Origin of the sequence: Frankia sp. AgPm24 (assembly GCF_023243055.1) — a bacterium.
Lineage (GTDB): Bacteria > Actinomycetota > Actinomycetes > Frankiales > Frankiaceae > Frankia > Frankia umida.
This window is the reverse complement of sequence record NZ_JALKFW010000225.1, coordinates 1-23,313: the sequence shown is the minus strand read 5'-3', so window position 1 is coordinate 23,313 and position 23,313 is coordinate 1. Positions and strand designations below refer to the sequence as shown.

Sequence of the window (23,313 nt, the reverse complement as noted above, 5' to 3'; positions counted from 1 at the left end):
GGGGAGCGGGCTGACCGCGGTCCGAAGCTGTTCGGCCGCTCCCGCCTTCGGTCGGCCGATACCTCCCGGTGTCCCGCCGCCGTCGATCAGCGCAGGTCGTCGGCGCCGGACCGGGCGGCCTCGGTGTCGCTGCCGGCGCCGGCGGACTCACGGGCGAACACGTCGGCCGCCCGCCGGTCCGAGCTGGTCTGCCCGGCGACTTGGCGGGCCACCTCGTCGTCGCCCAGCCCCGCACCGGCCGGACGGGTCGTGCCCGCGGTGGTGACGTTGCGGGTCGGGCGGACGTGGCGGACGATCGCGGCGCAGAAGGCACCGAGGTCGTCCGGGCGACGGCTGCTGATCAGGGTGTTCGGCCCGGATTCGTCGACGACGACCTCCTCGTCGACCCAGTCGGCACCGGCGTTGCGCAGGTCCGTGCGCACACTCGGCCAGCTGGTGATCCGCCGGCCGCGGACCGCGTCGGCCTCGACGAGCGTCCACGGGCCGTGGCAGATCACCGCGACCGGGCGGCCCGCGTCGAAGAACGCCCGGCTGAAGCGGACGGCGTCGGGCTGGGTCCGCAGCTGGTCGGGGTTGGCGACCCCGCCGGGCAGGACGAGGGCGTCGAAGTCGGCGGGATCGGCCACCTCGACGGTGATGTCGACGCCGAACTGGTCGGCCCGGTCCAGGTGGTCGTAGGCCTGGATCCGGCCGAGCCGGGTGGACACGAGCACCGGTTCGCCGCCGGCCCGGCGCACCGCCTCCCAGGGCTGGGTGAGTTCGGCCTGCTCGACGCCTTCCGGCGCGACCAGGAAGGCGACCCTGGTTCCAGCGAGATCACTGCTCATCGATCCGCTCTCCCTGCACTTCGAGGACGGCGGCGCTCACGTCGGATTCGTCACACACAGGACGGATCTGCGCGCGCACTCCGGGGACCCTCACCCGAGCCACTGCGGACCCTCTGTGCGAGCCGCCCGCCGCCGCTGTCGGATTCGCGTCCGCCTCGCGGCGCCGCTCTGACGACAGGGCCCCTGCCCGACGCCGGACCTGTTACGCACGCCGTCGCCGAAACGCCCGGAATCACCCTCGGACCACGCCGGTTCATCACCCTGAGCACCCGTTCCGCGACACACGGCTGCGGTCAATGCAGAGGAGGGGTGGCACATGGTACGCAATGCGACGCTTCCCCGCCTGTCAGAACAAGGACTTATCCCGGGGCGGGGGCGACTTATGCGGGCCACATACTATTTCGTTTCAACCCGGGCATCACGATCTTGCGTCGCCGTCGTAGTCGCGCCCCCCGCTATGTCCGGCATACCCGAGGAGGCCTCCGATAGACCGCTACGAGCTCATCGATCTGACTCGACGGGCACTCAAAATCACCACGGACCGAACAACTGACATGACGGCCGCGGAACATCGTCAGCCGGCCAGCGTGTACACGGACAGCGAACGCGCCGAGCAGGAGCGGGAAGTAGTTCGGCGCGCTCCGCAGCTGGTCGGTTATCGATCCGAACTGCCCGAGCCGGGCAGCTACTGCACGAAGACCGTCCTGGATGTGCCGATCCTGCTGACCCGGGATGCCGACGGTCAGGTTCACGCCTTCCAGAACATCTGCGCGCACCGCGCCGCCCCCGTCGCCACGGGCTGCGGCACGGCCGAGCGGTTCGTCTGCCCGTTCCACGCGTGGACCTACGACAACCACGGCCGCTTCGTCGGCGGCCCCGGCCGGGAGGGTTTCCCAACCGCGCTGGCCCCCGGCGTCGGGCTCACCGAACTGCCCGCCGCCGAATACGCCGGCTTCCTGTGGCTGAGCCTCGTCCCGCTGGACGGGCCGCTGGACATCGCCGCGCACCTGGGTGACCTTGGACCGGAGCTCGCCTCCTGGAACGTCGGGTCCTGGTCGCACGTCGGCGAGAAGACACTGGACGCGCCCGTCAACTGGAAGCTCGCTCTGGACACGTTCGCGGAGAACTACCATTTCGCGACCGTCCACCGGGACTCGTTCGGCACCTTCGCCCGCAGCAACTGCGCCCTGTTCGACTCCTACGGTCCGCACCACCGGTTGGTGTTCCCGTTGCGGAACATCACCGATATCGCGGACCAGCCGGAGGACTCCTGGCAGCCACTGAACCACCTGGTGGTCATCTACGCGCTGTTCCCGAACATCGTGTTGTCGTGCACGGTCGCCAACGGCGAGATCTTCCGGGTCTACCCCGGCCAGACTCCCGGGCAGTCGGTCACCTACCACGACAACGCGACGCTGATGGACATCTCCGACGAGATGATGCGCATCGGTGCCGGCGAGATCTTCGAGTACGCGCACAGCTCCGTGCGTGACGAGGACTACTCCCTCGCCGCCGACATCCAGCGGGCTCTGGCCTCCGGTGCCCGGGACGCGCTGGTCTTCGGTCGCAACGAGCCCGGCCTGCACCACCGGCACGCCGCCGTCGACGCGGCCCTCGCCAACACGGCGCTCGCCGACACGCTGGGCGCCTGACCGTCCCGCACGGACGGCTCCCCCGCACCAGCACCACCGCGGCGGGCGGGCGGCACTCGCCACCGCCTCGCCCGCCCGCGCCAGCATCGAGGTAGCGTCTGCCCCCGCTTCCGCGGGTGACTCGTGCGTCACGCTCGAGAGGACGCTGATGCCAGGCCACGAACCAGCCACCCCCGCGGCCCCGGCGAGCATCGTCGCGACCGTCGACGTCTCCCCCTGGACCCGCCCGGACAGCAGCACCACCAGCACCACCAGCACCACTGTGGACGGCGGCGGTCGTCCCACTCGAGCGGCGACGGCGCGGCGGTTGGACGAGGTGTGCCGGACGGTGGGCTTCGCGCAGATCGTCGGGCACGGGGTGCCGACGGCACTGATCGCCGAGATGCTCGAGGTCACCACGGAGTTCTTCGAACGTCCCCTGGCCGAGAAACTGGCGCTGGTGCCGCCGCGGCCGGAGGTCAACCGGGGTTACGCCCCCCTCGGCAGTGAGGCCCTCGCCTACAGCCTCGGCGCCGAGCGGTCGCTGCCCGACCTGTTCGAGGCGTTCAACATCGGCGTGGACGACTGGCCCGCCGGCGATCCGTACTACGAGGCCGAGGCGCACCGGATGTTCGCGCCGAACCTGTGGCCAGCCCGACCGGCGCGGATGCGGGCGGTCGGGACCGCCTACTTCGACGCGCTGACCACCCTCGCCCACCAGCTGATGGCCGCCTTCGCGTACGCCCTCGACCTGCCCACGGACTTCTTCGTCTCCCGCACCGGACGAGCGCCCGACGTGATGCGGGTCAACCGCTACCTGCGCCAGCCCGGCTCCCCCGCGCCCGCCCCCGGCCAGCTGCGGATGGGCGCCCACACGGACTACGGCGCCTGCACGATCCTGCTCGCCGACGACGTCGACGGCCTGGAGATCCTTGGCCCGGACGGGTCCTGGCATCCCGTGCGTCCCGTGCCCGGCGCCTTCATCCTCAACGTCGGTGACCTGCTCGCCCGCTGGACGAACGACCGCTGGCGTTCCACCCTGCACCGCGTCGTCCCCCCACCGCCCGACGCGCACGGCCCCGCCCTACGCCGCTCGATCGCGTTCTTCCACGAGGGCAACCACGACGCCCTCGTCGAATGTCTCCCCACCTGCGTCACCGCGGACCGCCCCGCGCGCTATCCCACCGGGACCGTCGCCGAGCACCTGCTGGCCAAGCTCCTCGGCCCCCGCACCCTGTCCACCTCCACCGCCACCTCCACCACCACCGACCGCACCACCCCCGAGCGTGCTGCTCCTGAGAGCGCCACCCCTGGCCGCGACAGCACGTAGCGTGCGGGTTTGGCTTCCATACCCCCACCGCACCCGTCGTCGCGGCCGGACTCGTCGGCGGCTACTCCGTCGCCCGGCTCAGTGGACGCCGTCCGCTCGGCGGGGTCGTCCTCGCCGCGGCCGGCGCCCGGTACTCACCGTCACCGCCGCCGCCTCGGCCACCTCGGCCACCTCGTACCTCCTCGCGGACCGCCCCAAGGCCCGCAGCACCAGCTCCCCCTCCCCCGCTGCCTGATCCACTCCCGACTCTCCACCTGATCCACTCCCGCCCCGTCCCCGATCCGTCCCCACCCCGCTCCCGTTCCATCCCGCCCCTCCGTCCGGCCCGCCCTCCGTCCGGCCCGTCCCTCGGCCTGACCACGTCCCGCGTCGCACTCCCCGGCCACAGTCCAGATAGTCCTATTCGTACGGATATGAGACTTTCTGCTGGCACGTGAGGCCGCCGCGGAACGGGCTGCGGCACTACGCCGAGGTTTGTTCGGTGCCATGCCGAGGCCTGTTCGGGGAATCAGGCCCCTTCTTTCCGAACAAACCTCGGCATCCGCGTCTTGGGCAGGCGTCTCGCGGCCATGACGGTGACATCACGGCCATGGCCTTCACGCTGGGAGCGCAGGCGAACACCGAACGCATCCAAAGGAGCGATCAAGGGCTACCGGACTCCACCGAAAACGCGGGATCGCCTCATGCCGAGGCTCGGTGAGGAAATCGGGGTCCCGATTCTTCGCCAGACCTCGCCACGATGAGCGACGGCGACTTTTCCTCGGTGATGTGATCCGTTCGGCGCGCGCCTGCGCACCCGCTCCACCTGCCGTGGTGGCCCGGAGACCGATCCTTTGCCGCGCGGCCCGCCTCGGCGTAAGGCCACCAGGACCTCATCGACACTTTCGGCATGCGTCGACATACACACCGTGATCGCAGCCGGCCGACGACCGCCGAAGCGGGTGGGCGATCGAAGCCAGCGAACCAGTGCACGAGCGGACGGCCGAGGCGGGCGGGCGGAACCCGCAGAGCGGGCAGAGCGGATGGGAGTGGCGGGACTGGTGGCCCGACCGGAACGGGCGGAACGGGCGGGTTGGGTGGGACGGGCGGGTTGGGTGGGACGGGTGGTGGTCAACGAGCGAGGGGGCGGATTGGTGGCGGTGGGAAGAGGCGGGGTTTGGGTGCTGGCCGCAACGGGCCACCCCATGTCAGGTGGCGCGATCGCCCGGGTGGGAGTCCCCGCGGATAGCCGTCAGGTGCCGGTACCGACGGTGGAGGTCACCGCGCGCAGGAGTGCGCCGAGGCGGTCCCAGGCGTGGCGTGCCTCGGCGGCGTACTGCTGTTCGTGTGGCGGCGCGGAGGCCAGTAGTTGCACCGTCTTCACGGCTGCGTACAGGTACAACGGACGTCCCCGCCAGATGGTCAGCAGGGGGTAGGTCTCGCTGAGTGCCCGGTGGACGGTGCGTCGCAGGGGGATGTCGGGGCTGCGCTGACCGACGTCCATCCGGTGCAGGATGGTCACCGCGGCGTCGATCTCGTCCATGTCCGGGATCCAGAAGCCGGACACCAGGGCCTGCGCGGCCTCGTCATACGCATCCGCGGCGGCCACCACCGGGTATCCGCCGCCGTGGTGCACAGGGGGCGGCGCCCAGTCGTCGTCATCATCGGTCACTGGACCACCGTCCCTGACGCAGGCGGCTGTGGGCCGGACAGTGGCCAGGCCCATAGCCCGCGGCCCCGTTCGGGCACCTGCCCCACCCCGTTCGGACCAGGTAGGGCGTGGACGGACAACCGGCCCGATCGGGTGGTTCACCCAGCCGCCATGACCCGATTGGACGCAACGGCCCGCCTGGCGCCAGCGGCCCGACCGGTCGCAGCGGCCCGACCGGTCGCTCTGGCCGCGTGCGCGGCTGGGAGCATGGCCGACATGCGGCCAACCCGGCGGACCCTGCTGACCACTGCGGTCGGCGCGGCACTGTCCGGAGTCGCCGCGGCCGGCTGCGCGGTGCCCTACGGTTCCGACGACCGCGCGGTCCCCACCGGGACGGCTCACGCACGCGGAACGGGCGGGCCGGGGGCGGAGCCGGCGGTCGCGTCGCCACGGGACGATCCGGCGGCGCGGACGGCGCTGGCCGCGGCTGGCCCGGCGGTGGTGACGGCGACCTCGTTCGTCAGCGGGGCGCGGGGACGCGAGGTGACGATGGTGCTGGTCGCGCCGGCCGGTGGAGCCCGCGACCTGCCGGTCTGCCTGGTGCTGCACGGGCGGGGGGACGATGCTCGCGGTTCGGTCGGGCTGCTCGGGCTTGACGGCCTGCTGCCGAGCGTGATCCGTGCGGGGACGCCGCCGTTCGCGCTGGTCACCCTGGACGGCGGCACCGCCTACTGGCACCGGCGGGCCTCCGGTGATGACCCGGAGGCCATGATTCTGAACGAGGTGCGGCCCCGGCTCGCCGCGGCCGGGATGCGCACCACACGCCTGGCCGCGTTGGGGTGGTCGATGGGTGGCTACGGCGCGCTGCTGCTCGCCCGGCGCCATCCCGACCTGGTCGTCGCCGCGGCGGCCAGCAGCCCGGCGATGTGGCACACCTATGGTGCGAGCGCCCCGGGTGCCTTCGACTCGGCCGCCGATTTCGCCGCCCACCGCGTCCTGGGCGCCGGGCCCGCGCCGGGCGTCGCCTACCGGATCGACTGTGGCGCTTCCGACCCGTTCGCCGCCGTCTCCCGCGAGGCCGTCACGCAGCTACAGCCCGCCGAGCACAGCCTCGGCGCCGGTAGCCACAACCCGGCGTACTGGCGCTCGGTCGCCCCCGCCCAGCTCGCCTTCGTCGGCACCGCCCTGCACCGGATGCCTTCCTGAGCTTCGCGAGCCGCGCCAGCCTGGACGGCCGTCAAACGGCCCGTTGGATGTTGGACGGCCGGCCGTCGCCAAGGACGCGTTCCTGGCCGTCCAACGCTGTTTCCCGCGGACAGGAGCGACCGTCAGCCGGTGGTCTCGCTGACCTGGACCTGGCCGGGGATGGTGCTGTAGTTGGGCAGGTCGTCGGCGAGGAACTTGAAGTCGAGTTTGGCCAGGGCGGCCTTCAGTTCGTCGAGGGAGTCGAAGGTGACGGTGGCGGAGGCCTCGTGCGGGCCGTCGATGCCGCGGGTGACCTCGACGTCGGAGCGGCCGAGGGCGGCGGCGAAGACGGGGATGTGCTTGTCGCGGTAGTAGTCGTGGTCGAACGTCGCACCTTCGGTCTTCGGGTAGAAGACGGTCCACCGGATCACTGCGATCTCCCTGCGGCTCGAGACGCGCGGAATGTGTCGTACGCCTCGTCCCAGTGTGCCCAGCTCACCCCAGGGACTCAACAAATGCCTGGTCATGGCGCACGGCAGACCTGACCGCCGGCAGCCGACGGGCCGGCCGGGAGCACCCCGTCCACCCCAGGGCCACAACGTGTCGCACATCACAGGTCGAGGGAGTCGGAATCCTGGGCACTTCCCGGGGTGCTGACCATGCACAACACGGACGGCGACGCGCGCGGCACAGGCGATCCACGCGGCACAGGCAGCGATCCACGCAGCACTGATGATCCGCCGAGCACAGGCGGTCCACGGAGTACGACAGCGGAGGCAGGCCCATGGAACTCGGTGTGCACGGAGTGAACATCACGGTGGCGGCGACCGGAAAGGACACCGCGCACCTGGCCCGCCGGGCCGAACAGCTCGGCTACCAGTCATGGTGGACGGGCGATCACGTGGTGATGCCGGCGTCGCTACCGCAGGGTGGGCCGAACGGCCCGGCCGACCCGATCGTGGATGCGCTCGTCCACCTGTCCTACGTGGCGGCGGTGACCGAACGGATCAAGCTCGGTACGGGCATTCTGATCCTGCCGCAGCGCAATCCGCTGGTGCTGGCCAAACAGGCCGCGAGTCTGGACGCGCTCAGCGGCGGGCGGTTGCTGCTCGGGGTCGGCCCCGGCTGGCAGGAGGCCGAGATGCGGGCGGTCGGCGTGCCCCCGGAGCACCGCGGGGCCCGCACCGACGAGTACCTCGACGCGATGACCTCGCTGTGGACGGACGAGTCGCCCGAGTTCCACGGCCGCTACGTCGACTTCGCCGATGTGCTGTCCCATCCGCGTCCGACGACACCCGGCGGGCCGAGGATCATCATCGGCGGGCACAGCCCGGCGGCGTACCGGCGGGCCGTCACCCGCGGGCATGGCTGGTTCGGCACCGGCACCGTCGCCGGTCTGGAGGAGAGTCTGCGCGGGTTGGAGAAGGCCGCCGCCGAGGTCGACCGCCCGGCCCGCCTCGGCCGGCTCGAGCTCACGTTCATGCACGCCGACCCCACCGAGATCAGCGTCGACGCCGTCCGGCGGGTAGCCGACCTCGGGGTCGACCGCTACCTCGTGTTCACGACGCCAAGTCGCACGGTCGCCGCCGCCGAGGCCCTCCTCGAGCGCCACGCCGACCTGCCCCGCTGAGCCGGTCGCGTTGGTCTACCCCTCGATCGCGCCGCCGGCGAGGCGCAGATGGTCGCGGAAGGTGAAGGTCGGGTCGGCGGCTCGGCCCGCCGGCGCGGGTGGTCAGCCTTCGATCGGGGTGACGCCGACGGGCTTGTAGGGGGTGGGCTGGCCCTTGCCGTCCAGAACCGTCACCAGGGTGCCGCGGACGCAGGCCGCCGGCTGGCGGGGAACCGCCTTGCCGTTGCAGCGGAACTTCAGGCCGGACGCGCCCGGAAGGTCCTTCTCCGGCATGGCCTTGACAGCGGCGGTGATGCCTGCCGGGGTGACGTCGCCGGTGAGGCCCTCGGTGGCCGACTGCAGCGCGGCGACGGCGATGAACATCGTGAACGTGCCGGAGCGATGGATGTCGATGTCGTGGCCGTAGGTGTCCACGACCGCCTTGATCAGCCGGCTCGACGGGTTGTCGGTGCCGACGGGTGAGGGCGCCGAGACGGACAGGCCCTTGAGGGTGGAGCCGGGCACGGACTTACGGGTCGAGTCCGTGATGCAGACGATGTTCGCGGTCACCGTGCCGGTGAAGCCGACCGCCTTGAGGCCGTTCAGCGCGCTGATGCAGAACGAGTCGCTGCCCAGCAGTGTCACCAGACCCGGGTCGCTCCTGGTGAACCGCTGCAGCTGCGGCGTCATGTCGGCGGTGCCGGCCGGAATCGGCACCAGCTCGAAGTCGAGGCCCGCCTGGCGGTAGGCGGGCCCGACGGCGCTCTTGTAGTAGGCGGTCACGGTGGGTACGTCGACCGCCACCGCAGTGATCTTCTTCAGGCCCTTTTCCCTGGCCTGTTCGACCGGGAGGTTGATCGAGCCGTAGTTGGGGTCGGTCAGGGCGAACGTGGTGTCCGGATCCGCGAGCGGTCCCGGCGCCGAGGTGTTACCGAACACCATCGGGATCCTCGCCGCGTGTACCGGCTGCCAGATGCTCTCCCCCACCGAGGACGAACCGACGATGACGGCGGCGACCTTCTCCTCGACCATCCGGTTCCCGCAGTCGGTGCCCTTCGCCGGGTCGGCCAGCGCCTCGCACTTGACCAGCCGGATCGGCCGGCCGGCGATTCCGCCGCGGTGCGCGTTGAGCCAGGACACGGTCGCGTCGGCCACCCGGCTCTCATACGCCAGGTCGGAGACCGGACCCTTGCCGTCGGAGACCATCCCGATCCGCACCGGCGTGCCCTTGGCCTCGTCGGCCGGGCCGAGTTCGGCCGCAGTACTCCCGGCCGACGCCGCGCCGCTGCTCCCGGCCGCGGGGCTGGCGCCGTCCGATCCGTCCGCACCGCAGGCGGCCAGTAACAGCACGCCGACGGACAACGCGGCCGTGGCGGTCAGTACTCGTCGAGGCGCACGGGCAGCGGACCTGCGTCGCCGCAGGCCCGGGCCGGGAAGAGCGGGGTGCCTCATGTTGGTCCCATCTGTCCAGGTGTGATCCGGGCAGCGCGGGGACGCGCCACCCGGGGGGCGATCGTCGAGCGGGCTGTTCGTCAGCCGTCGTCCCGGCCGGTGTCCCAGCCGGCGGTCAGCAGTGCGGCGGTGTGTTCACCCAGCCGAGGAGCGGGACGGGAGATCCGCCAGGGGGTGCGGCCGAACCGGTAGGGGGCGCCCGGATGCAGCTCGACCCGCCCGGTGTGCGGGTCGAGCAGCTCGACGGCGAACTCGCGGGCGAGTGCGTGCGGGCCGCGGATCGCCTCCTCCGGCGAGGCCACCATCCCGGCGACGATCGCCCGACGCTGACAGCCCAGGAAGAACTCGGCGGCGGGCAGATGCTCGGCGAGCAGCATCATCGCGGCGCGGGAGGCGTCCCAGATCGGCTGGGCCAACGGGTCGGTCCCCAGGCTCACGATGCTGACGCCCCCACGTTCGACGCCGAGTTCGAGCAGCACCACGTCCGGGAACGCCTCGCGCAGTCCCAGCTCGTCGATCCATGCGACGAGCGCCGCGTACCGCGCGGCGGTCCGCGGCGGGAAACCGAGCACCACGTACTGCCCGTCGGCGGCGCGGACCTGCGTCTGGTTGGTCGGTGACGCGGTGGCGTGCCGTCCCGTCTGGCGGGAGACCAGCTGCCCGTCGGCCAGATACTGGGTGGTCGCCAGCTCGCAGGTCACGTTCAGCGCCGCATCGACGCTGACGTCGACATGCTGGCCCCGGCCGGAGCGGGTGCGGTACAGCAACGCGGTGAGCGTCGCCGCGACCGCGAACGAACCGCCGACGTGTACCGCCTGCCCGCCGAGCCCGCGCACCGGCGGCAGACCGTGGTCGTCGTAGCCGCAGGACAGCACCGGTCCCGCCCCGGCGAGCAGGGTCAGGTCGGTGACCGGCCGGTCCGGGCCCGAGGCGGCCCGGCCGTACGGCGCCACCGTCGTCCACACCAGCGACGGGTAGCGCTGGGTGAACCGCGCCGGGTCCAGCCCGAGGGCGGCCGTGTCGGCGGCCGGCCAGCCTTCCAGCAGAACGTCACAGTCGGCCAGCAGCCGCTCGAACCGGCCAAGGTCGCCATCCCCGCCGCGACCGTCGTCCCCGCCCGTCGGCTCGCTGTCGACGGTTGTCGCCAGGTCCAGGACGATGCCGCGTTTGGAGGTGTTGTAGTGCCGCCAGCTGACGCTGCTCTCCGGGTGTGGCGTGCTCTCGACGAACGGGGCGCGCCCGCGGGCCGCGGCACCACCGGGCGGTTCGACGACGACGACGTTCGCACCGAGGTCCGCCAGCAGCTTGCCCGGGTAGGCGGTGAACTCGCCGGCCAGTTCCAGCACCCGCAGCCCGAACAACGGCCCACGCGGGACGCCCCCGGACGACTCCTGCCGTGCGGCCGAGCCGCCCAGCGCGCCGTTTTGCGGGTCCCCCGCGCGGACGCTCACAGCACGCCTGCCGCGGCGAGGTCGGCGAGGTCGGCGTCGTCGACCCCGAGCAGCTGCCCGAACACGAACTGGTTGTGCTCGCCCAGGCACGGCGCGCCCCGGCGCAGCGACCAGTCCGTCTCGGACAGATGCACCGGCAGACCCTCGACCCGGGCCGGTCCGATCCGGGAGTGCGCCACCGTCGGCCACAGGCCCCAGTCGGGGGTGGCGGGACGCGGGCCGTCGATCCGCTCGGCGGCCGAGCGCACCGGGCTCGCCGGGACACCGGCGGCCAGCAGCCGGGCGGCGAGCTGCTCGGCGTCGAACCCGGCGGTCCAGGCGCCGAGCAGCTCGTCGAGGGCGTCCTGGCCGGTCAGCCGCGCCGCCGCCGACCCGAGCATCGTCTCGCGCGCCCAGGGCTGGCCGATCTCGGCGGCGAGCCGGCGCCAGTCGTCGTCGTCGCGGCAGGCCAGGGCGATCCAGCGGTCCTCGCCGCGGGCCGGGTAGATGCCGTGCGGCGCCATCTGGGGATCTCGGTTGGCGTGCACCGTGCCCGGCGGGCGCGGCGGGCGGCCACCGAGGTGGCGCTCGAGGATGTCGGTGCCGGTCAGGGCGATGCCGGCCTCGACCGTGCAGACGTCCACCGCCTGGCCCTCGCCGGTGCGGTCACGGTGCCAGAGCGCGGCGAGCACGGCGATCGCCATCGTGTAGGCGCCCATGTGGTCCATGTAGGAGTAGCCCCAGCCGGCGGGTGGCTGGCCGGGCAGACCCGAGGTGAAGGTCAGACCGCTCATCGCCTGGACGATCGGCCCCCAGGTACGGAAGTCACGGTAGGGGCCGCTGGTGCCGAAACCACTGTTCGAGACGTACACGATGGACGGGTTGAGCTCACGTAACCGCTCGTAGGGAAAACCCATCCGGGCGAACACCCCGCCCGCGAAGTTCTCGGTCACCACGTCGGAGACGGCGATCAGCCGTTCCAACAGCTCGCGGCCGCGCGCGGTGCGCAGGTTCAGGGTGACGCCGAGCTTCTCGGGGTTGTGGTTGTTGAAACCGGCGCCGAACTCGATGCCGCGCCGCTCGTCCAGATACGGCGGTCCGCCGCGGACGACGTCCCAACCACCCTGGTTCGTCGGGTCCTCGACCCGGATCACCTGGGCGCCGAACGCGGCGAGCAACCGGGTGGCACCCGCACCGGCGAGCTGACCGGACAGGTCGCACACCCGGATGTGGCGCAGAGCGTCGCAGCGGCCTTCGAGATCGGGTGGGCAGCCGGCCCACCGGTCGGCCGGCGCGCCGAGCTCCTCCCACGGCGACCCGCCCACATCTCGCGACCCGCTCGCCTGGTGTCGTCCGTCCGTTAATCGCGGCCCGTCCACCTGTCGCCTCCCGATGCCCGGCGCAGCGCCACTGGAGCAGCGCCTGCGGAGCATCGGTCTATCAAGCGTCTGGTATGAGAGTCCAGAGCTCGGGCTTCTATGCGTGCAATGTCTGCATATGACAGTTGGATATCGCCGGTCGAAGACCCCCGGCGTCGTACCCGGGTGACCGGACGAACGTCGGCCACCCGGGTACGCGACGACTACACCGCGCTGTGACGCTCCGCGTACAGCCGTGCCCACTCCTTGCGGGAGCGGATCGCGGTGTCGACGTCGGTCGCCGTCGCCCGCAGCGCGCCCACGTTCGCCCGCTCGCGCGGCAGTTCGGCGAACGGATCCCAGTTGAAGAACCGGCAGGCGTTCTCCCAGGTGATCTTGTTGATCTCCGGGTCGGTGGCGCCCGCGCCGTTGAGCTCGTTCAGGACGAACTCCGGCGCGTTCGGCCAGATCGAGTCGGAATGCGGGTAGTCGCACTCCCAGGCGATGTTCTCGATGCCGATCTCGTTACGCAGTCGCAGCGAGGTCGGGTCGGTGACGTAGCAGGCCAGCGAGTGGTCACGGAAGACCTCGCTCGGCAGCTTGTCGCCGAAGTCGCGGCGCAGCCACCGCTGGTTGGTGTAGTGCCGGTCGCAGCGGTCCAGGTAGAACGGGATCCAGCCGATCCCGCCCTCGGAGAAGGCGACCTTGAGGTCCGGGTACTCGCGGAACGCCGGCCCCCACAACAGATCCTGGACGGCGAGCACGGTGACCTGGGTGGCCAGAATGATCAGGTTGTCGATCGGGCCGTCCGGCGCCATCTTCAGCGCGGCGAAACCGGAACCGATGTGCAGGCACATGACCACGCCGGTGTCACAGAACGCCTGGAAGACCGGGCCCCAGAAGGCCAGGTCGTGGTAGCTGGGCAGGCCCTCCAGGTGCGGCAGCTCCGGCATCGTGACCGCTCGGGCACCCTTCGCCGCGACCCGGTGGATCTCGTTCACCATCAGTTGGCTTTCCCACGTCGGCACCAGCGCCAGCGGGATGAAGCGACCCGGGTAGGTGGCCGCCCACTCGTCGATATGCCAGTTGTTGTAGGCCTCGACCATGCGCACGGTGACGTCGGACTTGTAGTGGTTCAGGTGACCGGCGCTGAACCCGGTGAACGTCGGGAAGCACATCGACGCGACGATGCCGTTACGGTCCATGTCGCGGACCCGGTCGTGGATGTCGTACACCCCCGGGCGCATCTCGTCGAACTTGGCCGGCTCCATACCCCATTCCTCGGCCGGCCAGGACACCACCGCGTTCAGCCCGCTGACCCCGGTCACCCGACCCTGGTAGATCCACTGGTCGACGCCCTGCTCGTTGCGCACCACCTTCGGCGCCTGGTCGGCGAGCTTCGCGGGCACGTGGTTGCGGAACATGTCCGGCGGCTCGACCACGTGGTCGTCGATGCTCACCAGCACCATGTCGTTGACGTCCATGCCAGTCCTTTCTCGCGATGTGACCGGGCATACCCTCTGGTTCGGTTGTACGCTGTCGAGCCGTGACCGTCTCCGCGCCATCGGCCAGAAGCCATGCGATAACGGCCAGGATGGCCCGGCCCTCCTCGCCGAACGGCCCCCGTGGGGCGGCCCATCATGGTCCGCACGGCCGGTCCGACCAGGGCCTGGTCGACCACGGCCTGGTCGACCTTCGCCAGGGCGGGCGGGGGCTGGGCGGATCGTACGCCTGGGACGGGCCGCACCTGGTCACCGGACTGCACTCGCACGACATGCATCAGATCGAGTACGCGATCAGCGGCGTCATCGAGGTGGAGACCGCCGCCGCGCACTACCTCCTCCCCCCGCAGCAGGCCGCCTGGATCCCCGCCGGGCTGGAGCACTCCGCGACGATGAACTCCTCGGTGCGTTCGGTCGCGGTGCTGTTCGACCCGTCCCTGATTCGCTCCCCCGGCGACCGGGCCCGCATCATCGCCGTCCCCCCGCTCATCCGGGAGATGGTGATCTACGCACAGCGCTGGCCGATCAACGGCGCCCAGCCCGACCCGGTGGCCGACGGGTTCTTCCGCACGCTCGGTCACCTGCTCGTCGAGGCGCTCGACCAGGAGGCGCCACTCGACCTGCCCACCCCGGCCGACCCGCTGCTGGCCGCGGCGGCCACCTACACCCGCCAGCACCTCGAAGCCGTCACGGTCGAGCAGGTGAGTCGCGCCGTCGGAGTCTCCGAACGCACGCTGCGCCGCCAGTTCCGCGCCGAACTCGGCCTGTCCTGGCGGGACTACCTGACCCGGGCCCGACTGCTGCGCGCGATGGCACTGCTGGCCGAACCCGGCCCGTCGGTGCTGGAGGTGTCGAACGCGGTCGGCTTCGACAGCCCCAGCTCCTTCGCCCGGACGTTCACCCGACACTGCGGCGAGAGCCCGTCGGACTACCGGCGCCGCGTCACCGCCCGCACCTGACCCCGCCCACCGCCACCATCGTGCCCCTGGCTTCCTGACCCACCTGACGGTGGCGTCACGTGAGACGTCATTCAGCATCATCTGGGCGGCAATGGCCGCCGTGCTGTTCGTAGCTCCGCTGGCTGGCGCCATGCGGGTGCTCTCACCTGCCATACGCCGAGAACCCGAGGATCCGATGCTGACGACCGGGCCGCTCGACGTGGCACCGCTGACGGATCCTGGTGGCTACGGCGGTGTCCGGCGAACCGGCCGTCCACCCGCGTTCGCACCGAACGGGCGGCGCCACCACAGCCGGCTCCCCCGCAGGTCAGGCCGGCCGATGGTGAGCGTCGACAACAACCGGTGCCGGCTGTACGCGATCTGCCCTGCGTAAGCAGGGCATCGAGGTGTCCCTGATCGGACGTGGGGACGCGGCTGGCGGGCGGGGTCAGGGCTGGCGGGGCTGGTCGGCCTTGGCGGCGACGGCGGCGGCCCAGCGCAGGTCGGGTTTGCCGGCGGGCGAGCGTCTGACCTCGTCGACACGGATGTAGGCCTTGGGTAGCTTGAACCGGGCGATGTGCGCGGCCGCCGCGGTGGCGAGGTCGTCGTCGGTCACCACCACACCCTCATGGGGCTGGATGAGCGCGACGACCTCCTGCCCCCATCGCGGCGAGGGACGGCCCGTCACCACCACGTCGCGGATGCCGGGGTGGCTGGCGACCGCCTGCTCCACCTCCTCGGCGAAGATCTTCTCGCCGCCGGAGTTGATCGTCGCCGAGTCGCGGCCGAGCAGCGCGATGGTGCCGTCCGCGAGCAGGCGGGCGCGGTCGCCGGGAATGGTCATCCGCTGGCCGGCGATCGTCGGGAAGGTGCGGGCGGTCCTGTCCGGATCACCGAGGTAGCCCAGCGGCAGCGCACCGGTCTTACCCAGCCAACCCGTGCCGTCATGGCCGGGGGGTAGCAGGCCGGACCGATCCTCGGCGACCACCACGCTGCCCTCCGTCGGGCTGAACACGCCGGCCGGCGGCGGCTGCTGCTGGCGGGAGGTCAGTTGCAGGCCCTGACTGCCACCCTCGGACGAGCCGATCGCGTCCATGATGGTGACCTCGGGCATCAGGTCGAGCAGCCGCTGCTTCGTCGCCGCCGTCAGCACCGACCCGCCGGACAGGATCGTGCGCACCGACGAGACGTCGTAGCGCCCGGTCCCGATCGCCTCGACGATCGGCCGGGCGAACGCCTCGCCGACGATCTGCAGCAACCGCACCCGTTCCCGTTCGAGCAGCGTGGCGATGTCGTGGCCGTCCAGCCGGTCGGTACGGCTCTGGATGACGACGATGCCACCCTTGTTCATCGTCATGAACGCCGTCCAGTGCCCGGCGCCGTGCATGAACGGCGGTGCCGGCAACGCGACCGTGGGGTCGGTCTCCACAGCCGTGCGGGCGATCTCCGCCAGGGACGAGAACGGGGTGCGGTCGGGTCGGCGCCCGCCCATCGCGGTGAGGTGGATGTCCCCCTGCCGCCACAGGACACCCTTGGGCAGTCCGGTCGTCCCGCCGGTGTAGAGGACGTAGAGATCGTCGGGTGACCATTCGTCCGACCAGGCCGGCAGCCGCGCGGACGCCCCGGCGAGGGCGTCGGCGTACCAGGTGGCGCCGGGCAGCAGCGGCTGGCCCGAGTCGTCCTCGATCTGGATGAGCAGGTGCAGGTCGGGCAGGTCCGCGAGGACCTCGGCGAGCCGCGGCGCGAACTCCGACTGGTACACGATCGCCCGACTGCGGCTGTCCCACAGGACGTGCCGCAGCTCCTCGGCGACATACCGGTAGTTGACGTTCACCGGGGCGACCCGGGCCTTGAAGGCGCCGAGCATCGCCTCGAGGTACTCGTTGCCGTTGTGGGCGTACACCGCGAGATGATCGTGCTGGGACTCGTGCGAGCCCAGACCCGCCCGCCCGGTGGGCCGGGCCCCGAGCCCCCCGTCGCGCAACACGTGGGCGAACCGACGGGAACGCTCGGTGATATCGGCGTAGGTCAGCCGGCGATCCCGAAAGACAATGCAGTCACGATCCGGCACCGCGGCGGCGACGGCTTCGTGAACCGCGGCGATATTGTATCCCGACTCCACCCCATGATCGCCCATTCGGGTGAGGCTATCTCAGCCCCATCCGCACAGTCGACCGTTTAACAACGTTTAGAAAACCACCGTGTCCCCTGGTCAGGCCGAGCCGTTGAGGGTTTTCCAGTGGTCCGCGATCTCGGCGTGGACGTCGGCGTGCGCCTGCGGCCAGGCGAGCCCCGCCTCCAACGTGTTGACGGCGATATGGCTGGCGCCAAGCTCCAACCAGCGTCCGAGCCGCCCTGCGGCCTGCGCCGGCGTTCCTCCCCGCAGCACCACGTGGCCCTGCAGACCGACCGTCCCCGGATCCCGTCCGGCGTCCCTGGCCGCCGAACGCACCAGCGCCCAGGCCGCCGCCAACCGTTCCCCGTCACCGAGCGCCGGATGCGGAATCCACCCGTCGGCCAGCCGCCCCACCCGCTCGAGAGCGGCGGGCGCGTCCCCACAGCCCACCCAGATCGGGATCGCCCCCGACGGCGGACGCGGCTCGATGCCGGCCCGGTCGATCGTGTCGAACGCCCCCTTGTGCGCCACCACCGGCTGCGTCCACAGCGCGCGCAGCAGCGGGATCTGCTCCTCCAACCGGCGGGCCCGGCTGCGAAACGCCACCCCGAGCGCGTCGTACTCGACCTCGTTCCAGCCGATCCCCACCCCCAGCCGCAACCGTCCACCACCACTGCCAGCGCTGCCACCACCAGTACCGGCACCGGCACCGAGCAGGACGTCGAGGGTGGCCGTCTGCTTGGCGACCAGTGCGGTCTGACGCTGCGGCAGGACGAGCACATCGGTCATGAACGACAGCGACGTGAGCGCCCCCAGGTGCGCGAACAGCACCAGCGGTTCGAGGAAGGGCACGGTGTGGTCGTAGTAGCCGGTCCAGTCCGGCCGGCTGGCCGAATCCGCGCCGAGCACGTGCTCGAACACCAGCAGATCGACATAGCCGGCGGCTTCGAGGCCCTGGGTGAACGCGACGACAGCAGCGGGATCACTCGGCCGGATCTCCGCCTGCGGCAGCACCGCCCCCAACCGCACCGGCTGCCCCGTCACCGCACCTCCCGCTTGTCCGTCGCGCTCACGTTCCCGGTCTGCGCGGTCCCGGTCTGCGCGGTCCCGGCGGGTTCGGTCCCGGCCACGGGTGTCGCCGCGGCTCCGGTGATCCCCGTTTCGGTCGTGACGTTACGCCAGGTCGGGTGGAACTCGCGCCGCTGAATCACCCAGCGATCGGCCAGGTGGACGAACAGGTCGCGGTAGCGACCGAACACCGTCTGGCAGGACGTCAGATCCGCGCTGACCAACACCGCATGCAGATAACAGGACGCCTCAGCCAGCACCGGCTCACCTCCGCCCCCGCCGACTGCTGCCGTGGCCTGCTCGCCACCGGCACCTGGTCGCACGTGGTGGGTGCTCACCTGGTGCAGGGTGGGGCCGAGCGCGGCGTGGAACGGCGGCGCCCAGGCCAGGAACTCCTCGAGGGCCGCGAGGCGGGGGGGGGGGGGGGGGCCCCCCCCCCCCCCCTCGACCCGACACCGAAAGCGTTGGTTCGTCCATCGGCTCGGCACCTCCAGGGTGTCTCCTCAGACCGGCCAGCCCACCCGCCGGTCACCCGCCAGTCGGCCGCCAGTCGGCCATCGCCGCAGGCAGGCCGCCCGGGCGTCGGCCCGCGGCCACGACGGACGGGCCCGCCGGTGGGCAGGCCCACGACAGTGCCCGACCCGGGCGTGGATGGCCACTCCCGGCGACGGGATGCGCCTAGGATGACCTCTGAACCGCTTCGCCGCCGAACAGGGAGCCGACCACAAAGATGCGTGATGGCTGAGGTCCGGCCGTTCTGGCTCGCGGGCCGGCCGGCGCAGGGTACGGCGGAGCTCGAGGTGCGCCATCCCTACGACGGTGCGCTGGTGGCCACGGTCGCCCAACCGTCCGCGGCGCAGGTCGAGCAGGCCGTCGCCGCCGCGGCGGCGGTCGCCTCGCAGCTGGCGGCGTTGCCGGCGCATGTGCGCGCGTCCGCGCTCGGGCATGTGTCCCGGGAGATCGCCCGGCGCGGCGACGAGATCGCCCGGCTGATCACCGCGGAGAGCGGCAAGCCGCTGACCTGGTCACGGGCCGAGGTCGCCCGGGCCAGTTCGACGTTTCGCTGGGGAGCGGAGGAGGCCCGCCGGTTCGTCGGCGACCTGACCCGGCTCGACACCGACCCGACCGGCGAGGGCCGTCTGGCGCTGTCGCGGCGCTTCCCCCGTGGGCCGGTGCTGGGCATCGCCCCGTTCAACTTTCCGCTGAACCTGGTGGCGCACAAGGTCGCGCCGGCGCTGGCCGTCGGGGCGCCGATCATCGTGAAACCCGCGCCGCGCACCCCGCTGTCGTCGCTGCTGCTCGGTGAACTGCTCGCCGAGACCGATCTGCCCGCCGGTGCCTTCTCGGTGCTGACCGTCGACAACGACGTGGTCGGCGCGCTGGTGGCCGACCCGCGGCTGCCGGTGGTGTCGTTCACCGGGTCGGGTCCGGTCGGCTGGTCGATCCGGGACGCGGTGCCACGTAAGCAGGTCGTCCTGGAACTGGGCGGCAACGGCGCGGTGCTGGTCGCGCCCGACTTCCATGCCCCGGGGGACCTGACCCGGGCCGCGGGGCGCATCGCGCTGTTCGCGAACTACCAGGCCGGGCAGTCGTGCATCGCCGTGCAACGGGTCTACGTCGACCGGTCGCTGCACGACGAGCTGCTCGGCGAGATCCTCACCGCCGTGCGGGCGCTGCGCGACGGCGATCCCAGCGATCCGGCCACCGACGTCGGCCCGCTCATCGACACCGCCGCGGCCGAACGGGTCGAGACCTGGATCGGCGAGGCGGTCGCGGCCGGCGCCACCCTGCACTGCGGCGGCACCCGCACCGGTGCCAGCGTCGCGCCCGCGGTGCTGACCGGTGTGCCCGAGTCGGCCCGGCTGGTCCGCGAGGAGGTGTTCGGGCCGGTGATCGTCGTCGCCCCGGTCGACGGGGTCGACGACGGCTTCGCCCGGATCAACGACAGCGCGTTCGGTCTTCAGGCCGGGGTGTTCACCCACGATCTCGCGACCGCGTTCCGCGCCCACCGCGAGCTTGTCGTCGGCGGCGTCGTCGTCGGGGACGTCCCGTCCTACCGGGCCGATCAGATGCCCTACGGCGGGACGAAGAACTCCGGCATCGGCCGGGAGGGCCTGCGTTCGGCCATGACCGATCTCACCGAGGAGCGAGTTCTCGTCCTCACCGGCCTGGACCTGTGACGATCGAACGGTGACGATCGACCTGCACACCCATTCCACCGCGTCGGACGGGCTGGACGCCCCCCAGGAACTGGTGCGCCGCGCCGGGACCGCCGGGCTCGCCGTCGTCGCGCTGACCGATCATGACACGACCGCCGGGATCGACGCGGCCGCCGCCGCGCTGCCCCGCGGGCTGGTCCTCGTGCCCGGCGCGGAGATCTCCTGCTACGTGCAGGTGGACGAGCGGCGGATCGCCCTGCACGTGCTGGCCTACCTGTTCGACCCGGCGGAGCCCACGTTCGCCGCCGAACGGGCCGAGGTCCGCAGGCACCGGGTCACCCGGGCCCGTCGGATGGTGGAACTCCTGCACGCCGACGGGCACCCGGTGCGCTGGGAACGGGTCAGCGAGCTGGCCGGCGGCACGGTGGGCCGGCCGCACGTGGCCGCCGCGATGGTCGAAGCCGGCCTGGTACCCAGCATGGACGCGGCGTTCAGTCGCTCCTGGATCGGCCCCGGCGGGCCTTACCACGTGGGCAAACAGCAGCCGGACGTGTGGCGGACGCTGGAGCTGATCCGCGCCGCGGGCGGGGTCAGCGTGTTCGCGCATCCCTATGCGAGCCGGCGCGGTGTCACCGTCGGCCCCGAGGTGATCGAGCGGATGGCCGCCGCCGGGCTCGGTGGCCTCGAGGTCGACCATCCCGACCACGACGACGACGAACGGCGCCGCCTGCGCGCTCTGGCCGCCGACCTCGACCTGTTCACCACCGGTTCGAGCGACTACCACGGTGCCAGCAAACCCCAGGGGCTCGGCGCCGAGACGACCAGCCGCGCCGCCTACGAGCGGCTCGTCACCACCGCCACCGGCGCGACCCCCATCACCGGATAGGCCGACTCTCAGACGCCGCGGCCGCAGGTTCCCTCGCGCGGGGAACCGAGCCGCTCGAGCAGCACGGCGAGCTGTTCCTGCTCGGCGCGGGAGTAGTGGCTCAGCACGTGCCGACCGACGCCCTTGAGATGGGTGCCGGTGGCCACCCGGAGCCGGTCCAGCCCCTGCGGGGTGAGCACGGCCAGCGTTCCCCGCGCGTCGGACGGGCAGGAGCGACGGGTCACCAGGCCCTCCCGTGCCAGCCGGTCGACGAGCCTGGTCAGGCCGCTGCGGGAGAGCAGCACCGCGTCGGCGAGCTCGCTCATGCGCAACTCGTGTTCCGGCGCCTCGGAAAGCTGGACGAGCACGTCGTAGGAGGCCAGCGGCAGGTCATGCGCGCGCTCCAGTTCCGCTTCCAGCACCCGGGTGACGTGCGCGTGGGCCTGTAGCAGCGACCGCCAGGCACGCATGCCGCGGGCGTCCACCCAGACGCTGTCCGTCTCAGAACTGGCGCCGACCGTGTCCTCGACCATCCCGAGCCCTCCCGCCACACCCCGAACCAGCCTATGTGCCCCGGTCGCTGGACCAGCCCGCGCTGCCCAGGCCTGTCACCTCGACAACGTCCCAGTACCTACCGATAAATTCCGCTCTCGAAGTCAGATGAATGACAGCTTGGATGGGTGGCACACACCCGGGCATCGCCGCAACACCGCCGAGGCGCGCGCGGGCTATCGTGGATGCACAGGCGGCCCCGGGGGTCGCATCTGGTGCCAATCAGTGACTGAGGTTTCCCTTGTCCCCATCCCGGCCTTCCACCGACGCGATCCAGTCGGCTCTGGCGACGGTCAACGATCCCGAGATCGGCCGTCCCATCACGGAGCTGGACATGGTCTCGGCGGTCCACGTCCTCGATGACGGCTCCGTCAGTGTCACGGTGCTGCTAACCGTGTCTGGCTGCCCGATGCGAGATGAGATCATCAGCCGCGTCAGTCGCGCGGTCGGCGCCGTCGAGGGGGTGCGTTCCGTCCAGGTCGACCTGCAGGTCATGTCGGACGAGCAGCGCAGCGCCCTGCACACGAAGCTACGCGGCGGTATCGCCCCCAAGGTCATCCCGTTCGCCCAGCCGGGCTCCATGACCCGGGTGTACGGCATCGCCAGCGGCAAGGGCGGCGTCGGCAAGTCCTCGATCACCGTCAACCTGGCGGCGGCGATGGCCCGTTCGGGGCTGTCCGTCGGTGTGCTCGACGCGGACATCTACGGCCACTCGGTGCCGCGGATGCTCGGCATCGACCGCCCGCCGACCCAGGTCGACAAAATGATCATGCCGCCGCAGGCGCACGGCGTGCGGGTCATCTCCACCGGCATGTTCACCCGTGGCAATGAGCCGGTGACCTGGCGTGGGCCGATGCTGCACCGGGCCCTCGAGCAGTTCCTGTCGGACGTCTTCTGGGGCGACCTGGACGTTCTGCTGCTCGACCTGCCGCCCGGCACCGGTGACATCGCCATCTCGCTGGCCCAGCTCGTCCCGTCCTCCGAACTGCTCGTCGTCACGACACCGCAGCTCGCCGCCACCGAGGTGGCCGAGCGCGCCGGCACCATCGCCGTGCAGACCCGGCAGAACGTGGTCGGCGTCGTGGAGAACATGGCCTGGCTGCCCTGCCCGCACTGCGGGGAGCGGGTCGACGTGTTCGGCTCCGGCGGTGGCGCCGCGGTCGCCGAGCGACTCACCCGGGTCCTCGGCCACGACGTGCCGCTGCTCGCCCAGGTCCCGGTGGACGTCCGCCTGCGTGAGGGCGGCGACAACGGTGTGCCGCTGGTCATCGGCGAGCCCGACAGTGAGGCCAGCAAGGCGCTGAGCTCGGTCGCGGATCGGCTCACCTTCCGCTCCCGTGGCCTCGCCGGCCGCAGCCTCAACCTCACGCCCGCCGGCCGCTGAGCGCAGCCAGTCCCCGTCCCCCGGAAACAGCCGGTTCCAACCGGCTGTTTCCGGGGGACGACTCTCGTTGCGGGTCCTGTTTCGAGCCGGGAAGCACAGGCCACAGACCAGCCCGGGGTGATCCAACCCCCGACCTCCGACCCAGCCCGGGTGTCAGCGTCAGCCGCCGGCCCAGATGGTCAGCCGCGGCCGGGCAGTGTCTAGTGCAGCGCCTCAGTAGTTCCTTGCCGCGAGGCATACCGATTGATCGTTACTTCTGGTAGTCGGTTAGGTGGAT

19 protein-coding genes are annotated in these 23,313 nt (G+C 71.6%); 8 read left to right on the top strand and 11 right to left on the bottom strand.

All coding sequences use genetic code 11. The annotated features are described in order from the left end of the window. Window positions 1-86: 86 nt before the first annotated feature. Entirely contained in the window at window positions 87-827 is a 741-nt protein-coding gene (locus tag MXD61_RS27260) for a type 1 glutamine amidotransferase domain-containing protein (RefSeq protein ID WP_248816284.1), read from the bottom strand. 485 nt (window positions 828-1,312) lie between these two features. On the opposite strand from MXD61_RS27260, the gene MXD61_RS27255 reads away from it, so the two are divergent. Continuing rightward, on the top strand, window positions 1,313-2,479 hold the full coding sequence (locus MXD61_RS27255; protein ID WP_374629652.1) for an aromatic ring-hydroxylating dioxygenase subunit alpha: 1,167 nt from the start codon (window positions 1,313-1,315) through the stop codon (window positions 2,477-2,479). A gap of 148 nt (window positions 2,480-2,627) precedes the next feature. Continuing rightward, window positions 2,628-3,788, top strand: a complete 1,161-nt coding sequence (locus tag MXD61_RS27250) for an isopenicillin N synthase family oxygenase (RefSeq protein ID WP_248816282.1) — start codon at window positions 2,628-2,630, stop codon at window positions 3,786-3,788. 1,231 nt (window positions 3,789-5,019) lie between these two features. On the opposite strand, the gene MXD61_RS27245 is transcribed toward MXD61_RS27250, so the two are convergent. Next, on the bottom strand, window positions 5,020-5,439 hold the full coding sequence (locus MXD61_RS27245; RefSeq protein ID WP_248816281.1) for a hypothetical protein: 420 nt from the start codon (window positions 5,437-5,439) through the stop codon (window positions 5,020-5,022). Between the two features lie 255 nt (window positions 5,440-5,694). Between MXD61_RS27245 and MXD61_RS27240 the strand changes: the two genes are divergently transcribed. Then, window positions 5,695-6,624: an alpha/beta hydrolase-fold protein gene (locus MXD61_RS27240; protein WP_248816280.1), complete on the top strand. Its 930-nt coding sequence runs from the start codon at window positions 5,695-5,697 to the stop codon at window positions 6,622-6,624. A gap of 122 nt (window positions 6,625-6,746) precedes the next feature. On the opposite strand, the gene MXD61_RS27235 is transcribed toward MXD61_RS27240, so the two are convergent. Further along, the gene (locus MXD61_RS27235) at window positions 6,747-7,034 is read right to left on the bottom strand and encodes an EthD family reductase (RefSeq protein ID WP_248816279.1); all 288 of its coding nucleotides are present in this window, start codon (window positions 7,032-7,034) and stop codon (window positions 6,747-6,749) included. A gap of 353 nt (window positions 7,035-7,387) precedes the next feature. On the opposite strand from MXD61_RS27235, the gene MXD61_RS27230 reads away from it, so the two are divergent. Further along, window positions 7,388-8,233, top strand: a complete 846-nt coding sequence (locus MXD61_RS27230; protein ID WP_248816278.1) for an LLM class F420-dependent oxidoreductase — start codon at window positions 7,388-7,390, stop codon at window positions 8,231-8,233. Between the two features lie 102 nt (window positions 8,234-8,335). Here MXD61_RS27230 and MXD61_RS27225 read toward each other — a convergent pair whose 3' ends face one another. From MXD61_RS27225 to MXD61_RS27210, 4 genes are all read right to left on the bottom strand, one after another. Continuing rightward, on the bottom strand, window positions 8,336-9,664 hold the full coding sequence (locus tag MXD61_RS27225) for an ABC transporter substrate-binding protein (protein ID WP_248816277.1): 1,329 nt from the start codon (window positions 9,662-9,664) through the stop codon (window positions 8,336-8,338). Between the two features lie 80 nt (window positions 9,665-9,744). Further along, the gene (locus MXD61_RS27220) at window positions 9,745-11,115 is read right to left on the bottom strand and encodes a CoA transferase (protein ID WP_248816276.1); all 1,371 of its coding nucleotides are present in this window, start codon (window positions 11,113-11,115) and stop codon (window positions 9,745-9,747) included. Beyond that, window positions 11,112-12,419 carry a CaiB/BaiF CoA-transferase family protein gene (locus MXD61_RS27215; protein WP_248816275.1) on the bottom strand — a complete coding sequence of 436 codons (1,308 nt, stop codon included), beginning with the start codon at window positions 12,417-12,419 and terminating at the stop codon, window positions 11,112-11,114. The genes MXD61_RS27220 and MXD61_RS27215 overlap by 4 nt, the downstream gene beginning before the upstream one ends. Before the next feature lie 257 nt (window positions 12,420-12,676). Then, complete coding sequence (locus tag MXD61_RS27210) at window positions 12,677-13,936, bottom strand: amidohydrolase family protein (RefSeq protein WP_248816274.1); 1,260 nt, start codon at window positions 13,934-13,936, stop codon at window positions 12,677-12,679. A gap of 110 nt (window positions 13,937-14,046) precedes the next feature. Between MXD61_RS27210 and MXD61_RS27205 the strand changes: the two genes are divergently transcribed. Continuing rightward, on the top strand, window positions 14,047-14,913 hold the full coding sequence (locus tag MXD61_RS27205; RefSeq protein WP_248816273.1) for a helix-turn-helix transcriptional regulator: 867 nt from the start codon (window positions 14,047-14,049) through the stop codon (window positions 14,911-14,913). 427 nt (window positions 14,914-15,340) lie between these two features. Here MXD61_RS27205 and MXD61_RS27200 read toward each other — a convergent pair whose 3' ends face one another. From MXD61_RS27200 to MXD61_RS27190, 3 genes are all read right to left on the bottom strand, one after another. Next, a complete protein-coding gene (locus MXD61_RS27200; RefSeq protein ID WP_248816272.1) occupies window positions 15,341-17,014 on the bottom strand; it encodes an AMP-binding protein in 1,674 nt (557 codons plus the stop codon). A gap of 90 nt (window positions 17,015-17,104) precedes the next feature. Continuing rightward, window positions 17,105-18,052 (bottom strand): TIGR03619 family F420-dependent LLM class oxidoreductase, encoded by a 948-nt coding sequence (locus tag MXD61_RS27195; protein ID WP_248816271.1) that lies wholly within the window; start codon window positions 18,050-18,052, stop codon window positions 17,105-17,107. Beyond that, window positions 18,049-18,564 (bottom strand): hypothetical protein, encoded by a 516-nt coding sequence (locus tag MXD61_RS27190; protein WP_248816270.1) that lies wholly within the window; start codon window positions 18,562-18,564, stop codon window positions 18,049-18,051. Before MXD61_RS27190 ends, MXD61_RS27195 begins: the two co-directional genes overlap by 4 nt. 249 nt (window positions 18,565-18,813) lie before the next feature. Between MXD61_RS27190 and MXD61_RS27185 the strand changes: the two genes are divergently transcribed. Both MXD61_RS27185 and MXD61_RS27180 read left to right on the top strand, forming a co-directional pair. Further along, the gene (locus MXD61_RS27185) at window positions 18,814-20,256 is read left to right on the top strand and encodes an aldehyde dehydrogenase family protein (protein WP_248816269.1); all 1,443 of its coding nucleotides are present in this window, start codon (window positions 18,814-18,816) and stop codon (window positions 20,254-20,256) included. A 10-nt stretch (window positions 20,257-20,266) separates the two neighbouring features. After that, complete coding sequence (locus MXD61_RS27180) at window positions 20,267-21,121, top strand: PHP domain-containing protein (protein WP_248816268.1); 855 nt, start codon at window positions 20,267-20,269, stop codon at window positions 21,119-21,121. 8 nt (window positions 21,122-21,129) lie between these two features. Here the strand turns inward: MXD61_RS27180 and MXD61_RS27175 are convergent, their stop codons facing one another. After that, the gene (locus tag MXD61_RS27175; RefSeq protein WP_248816267.1) at window positions 21,130-21,633 is read right to left on the bottom strand and encodes a MarR family winged helix-turn-helix transcriptional regulator; all 504 of its coding nucleotides are present in this window, start codon (window positions 21,631-21,633) and stop codon (window positions 21,130-21,132) included. 260 nt (window positions 21,634-21,893) lie between these two features. Between MXD61_RS27175 and MXD61_RS27170 the strand changes: the two genes are divergently transcribed. Further along, window positions 21,894-23,036, top strand: a complete 1,143-nt coding sequence (locus MXD61_RS27170) for an Mrp/NBP35 family ATP-binding protein (protein WP_163549790.1) — start codon at window positions 21,894-21,896, stop codon at window positions 23,034-23,036. Window positions 23,037-23,313 lie beyond the last annotated feature (277 nt).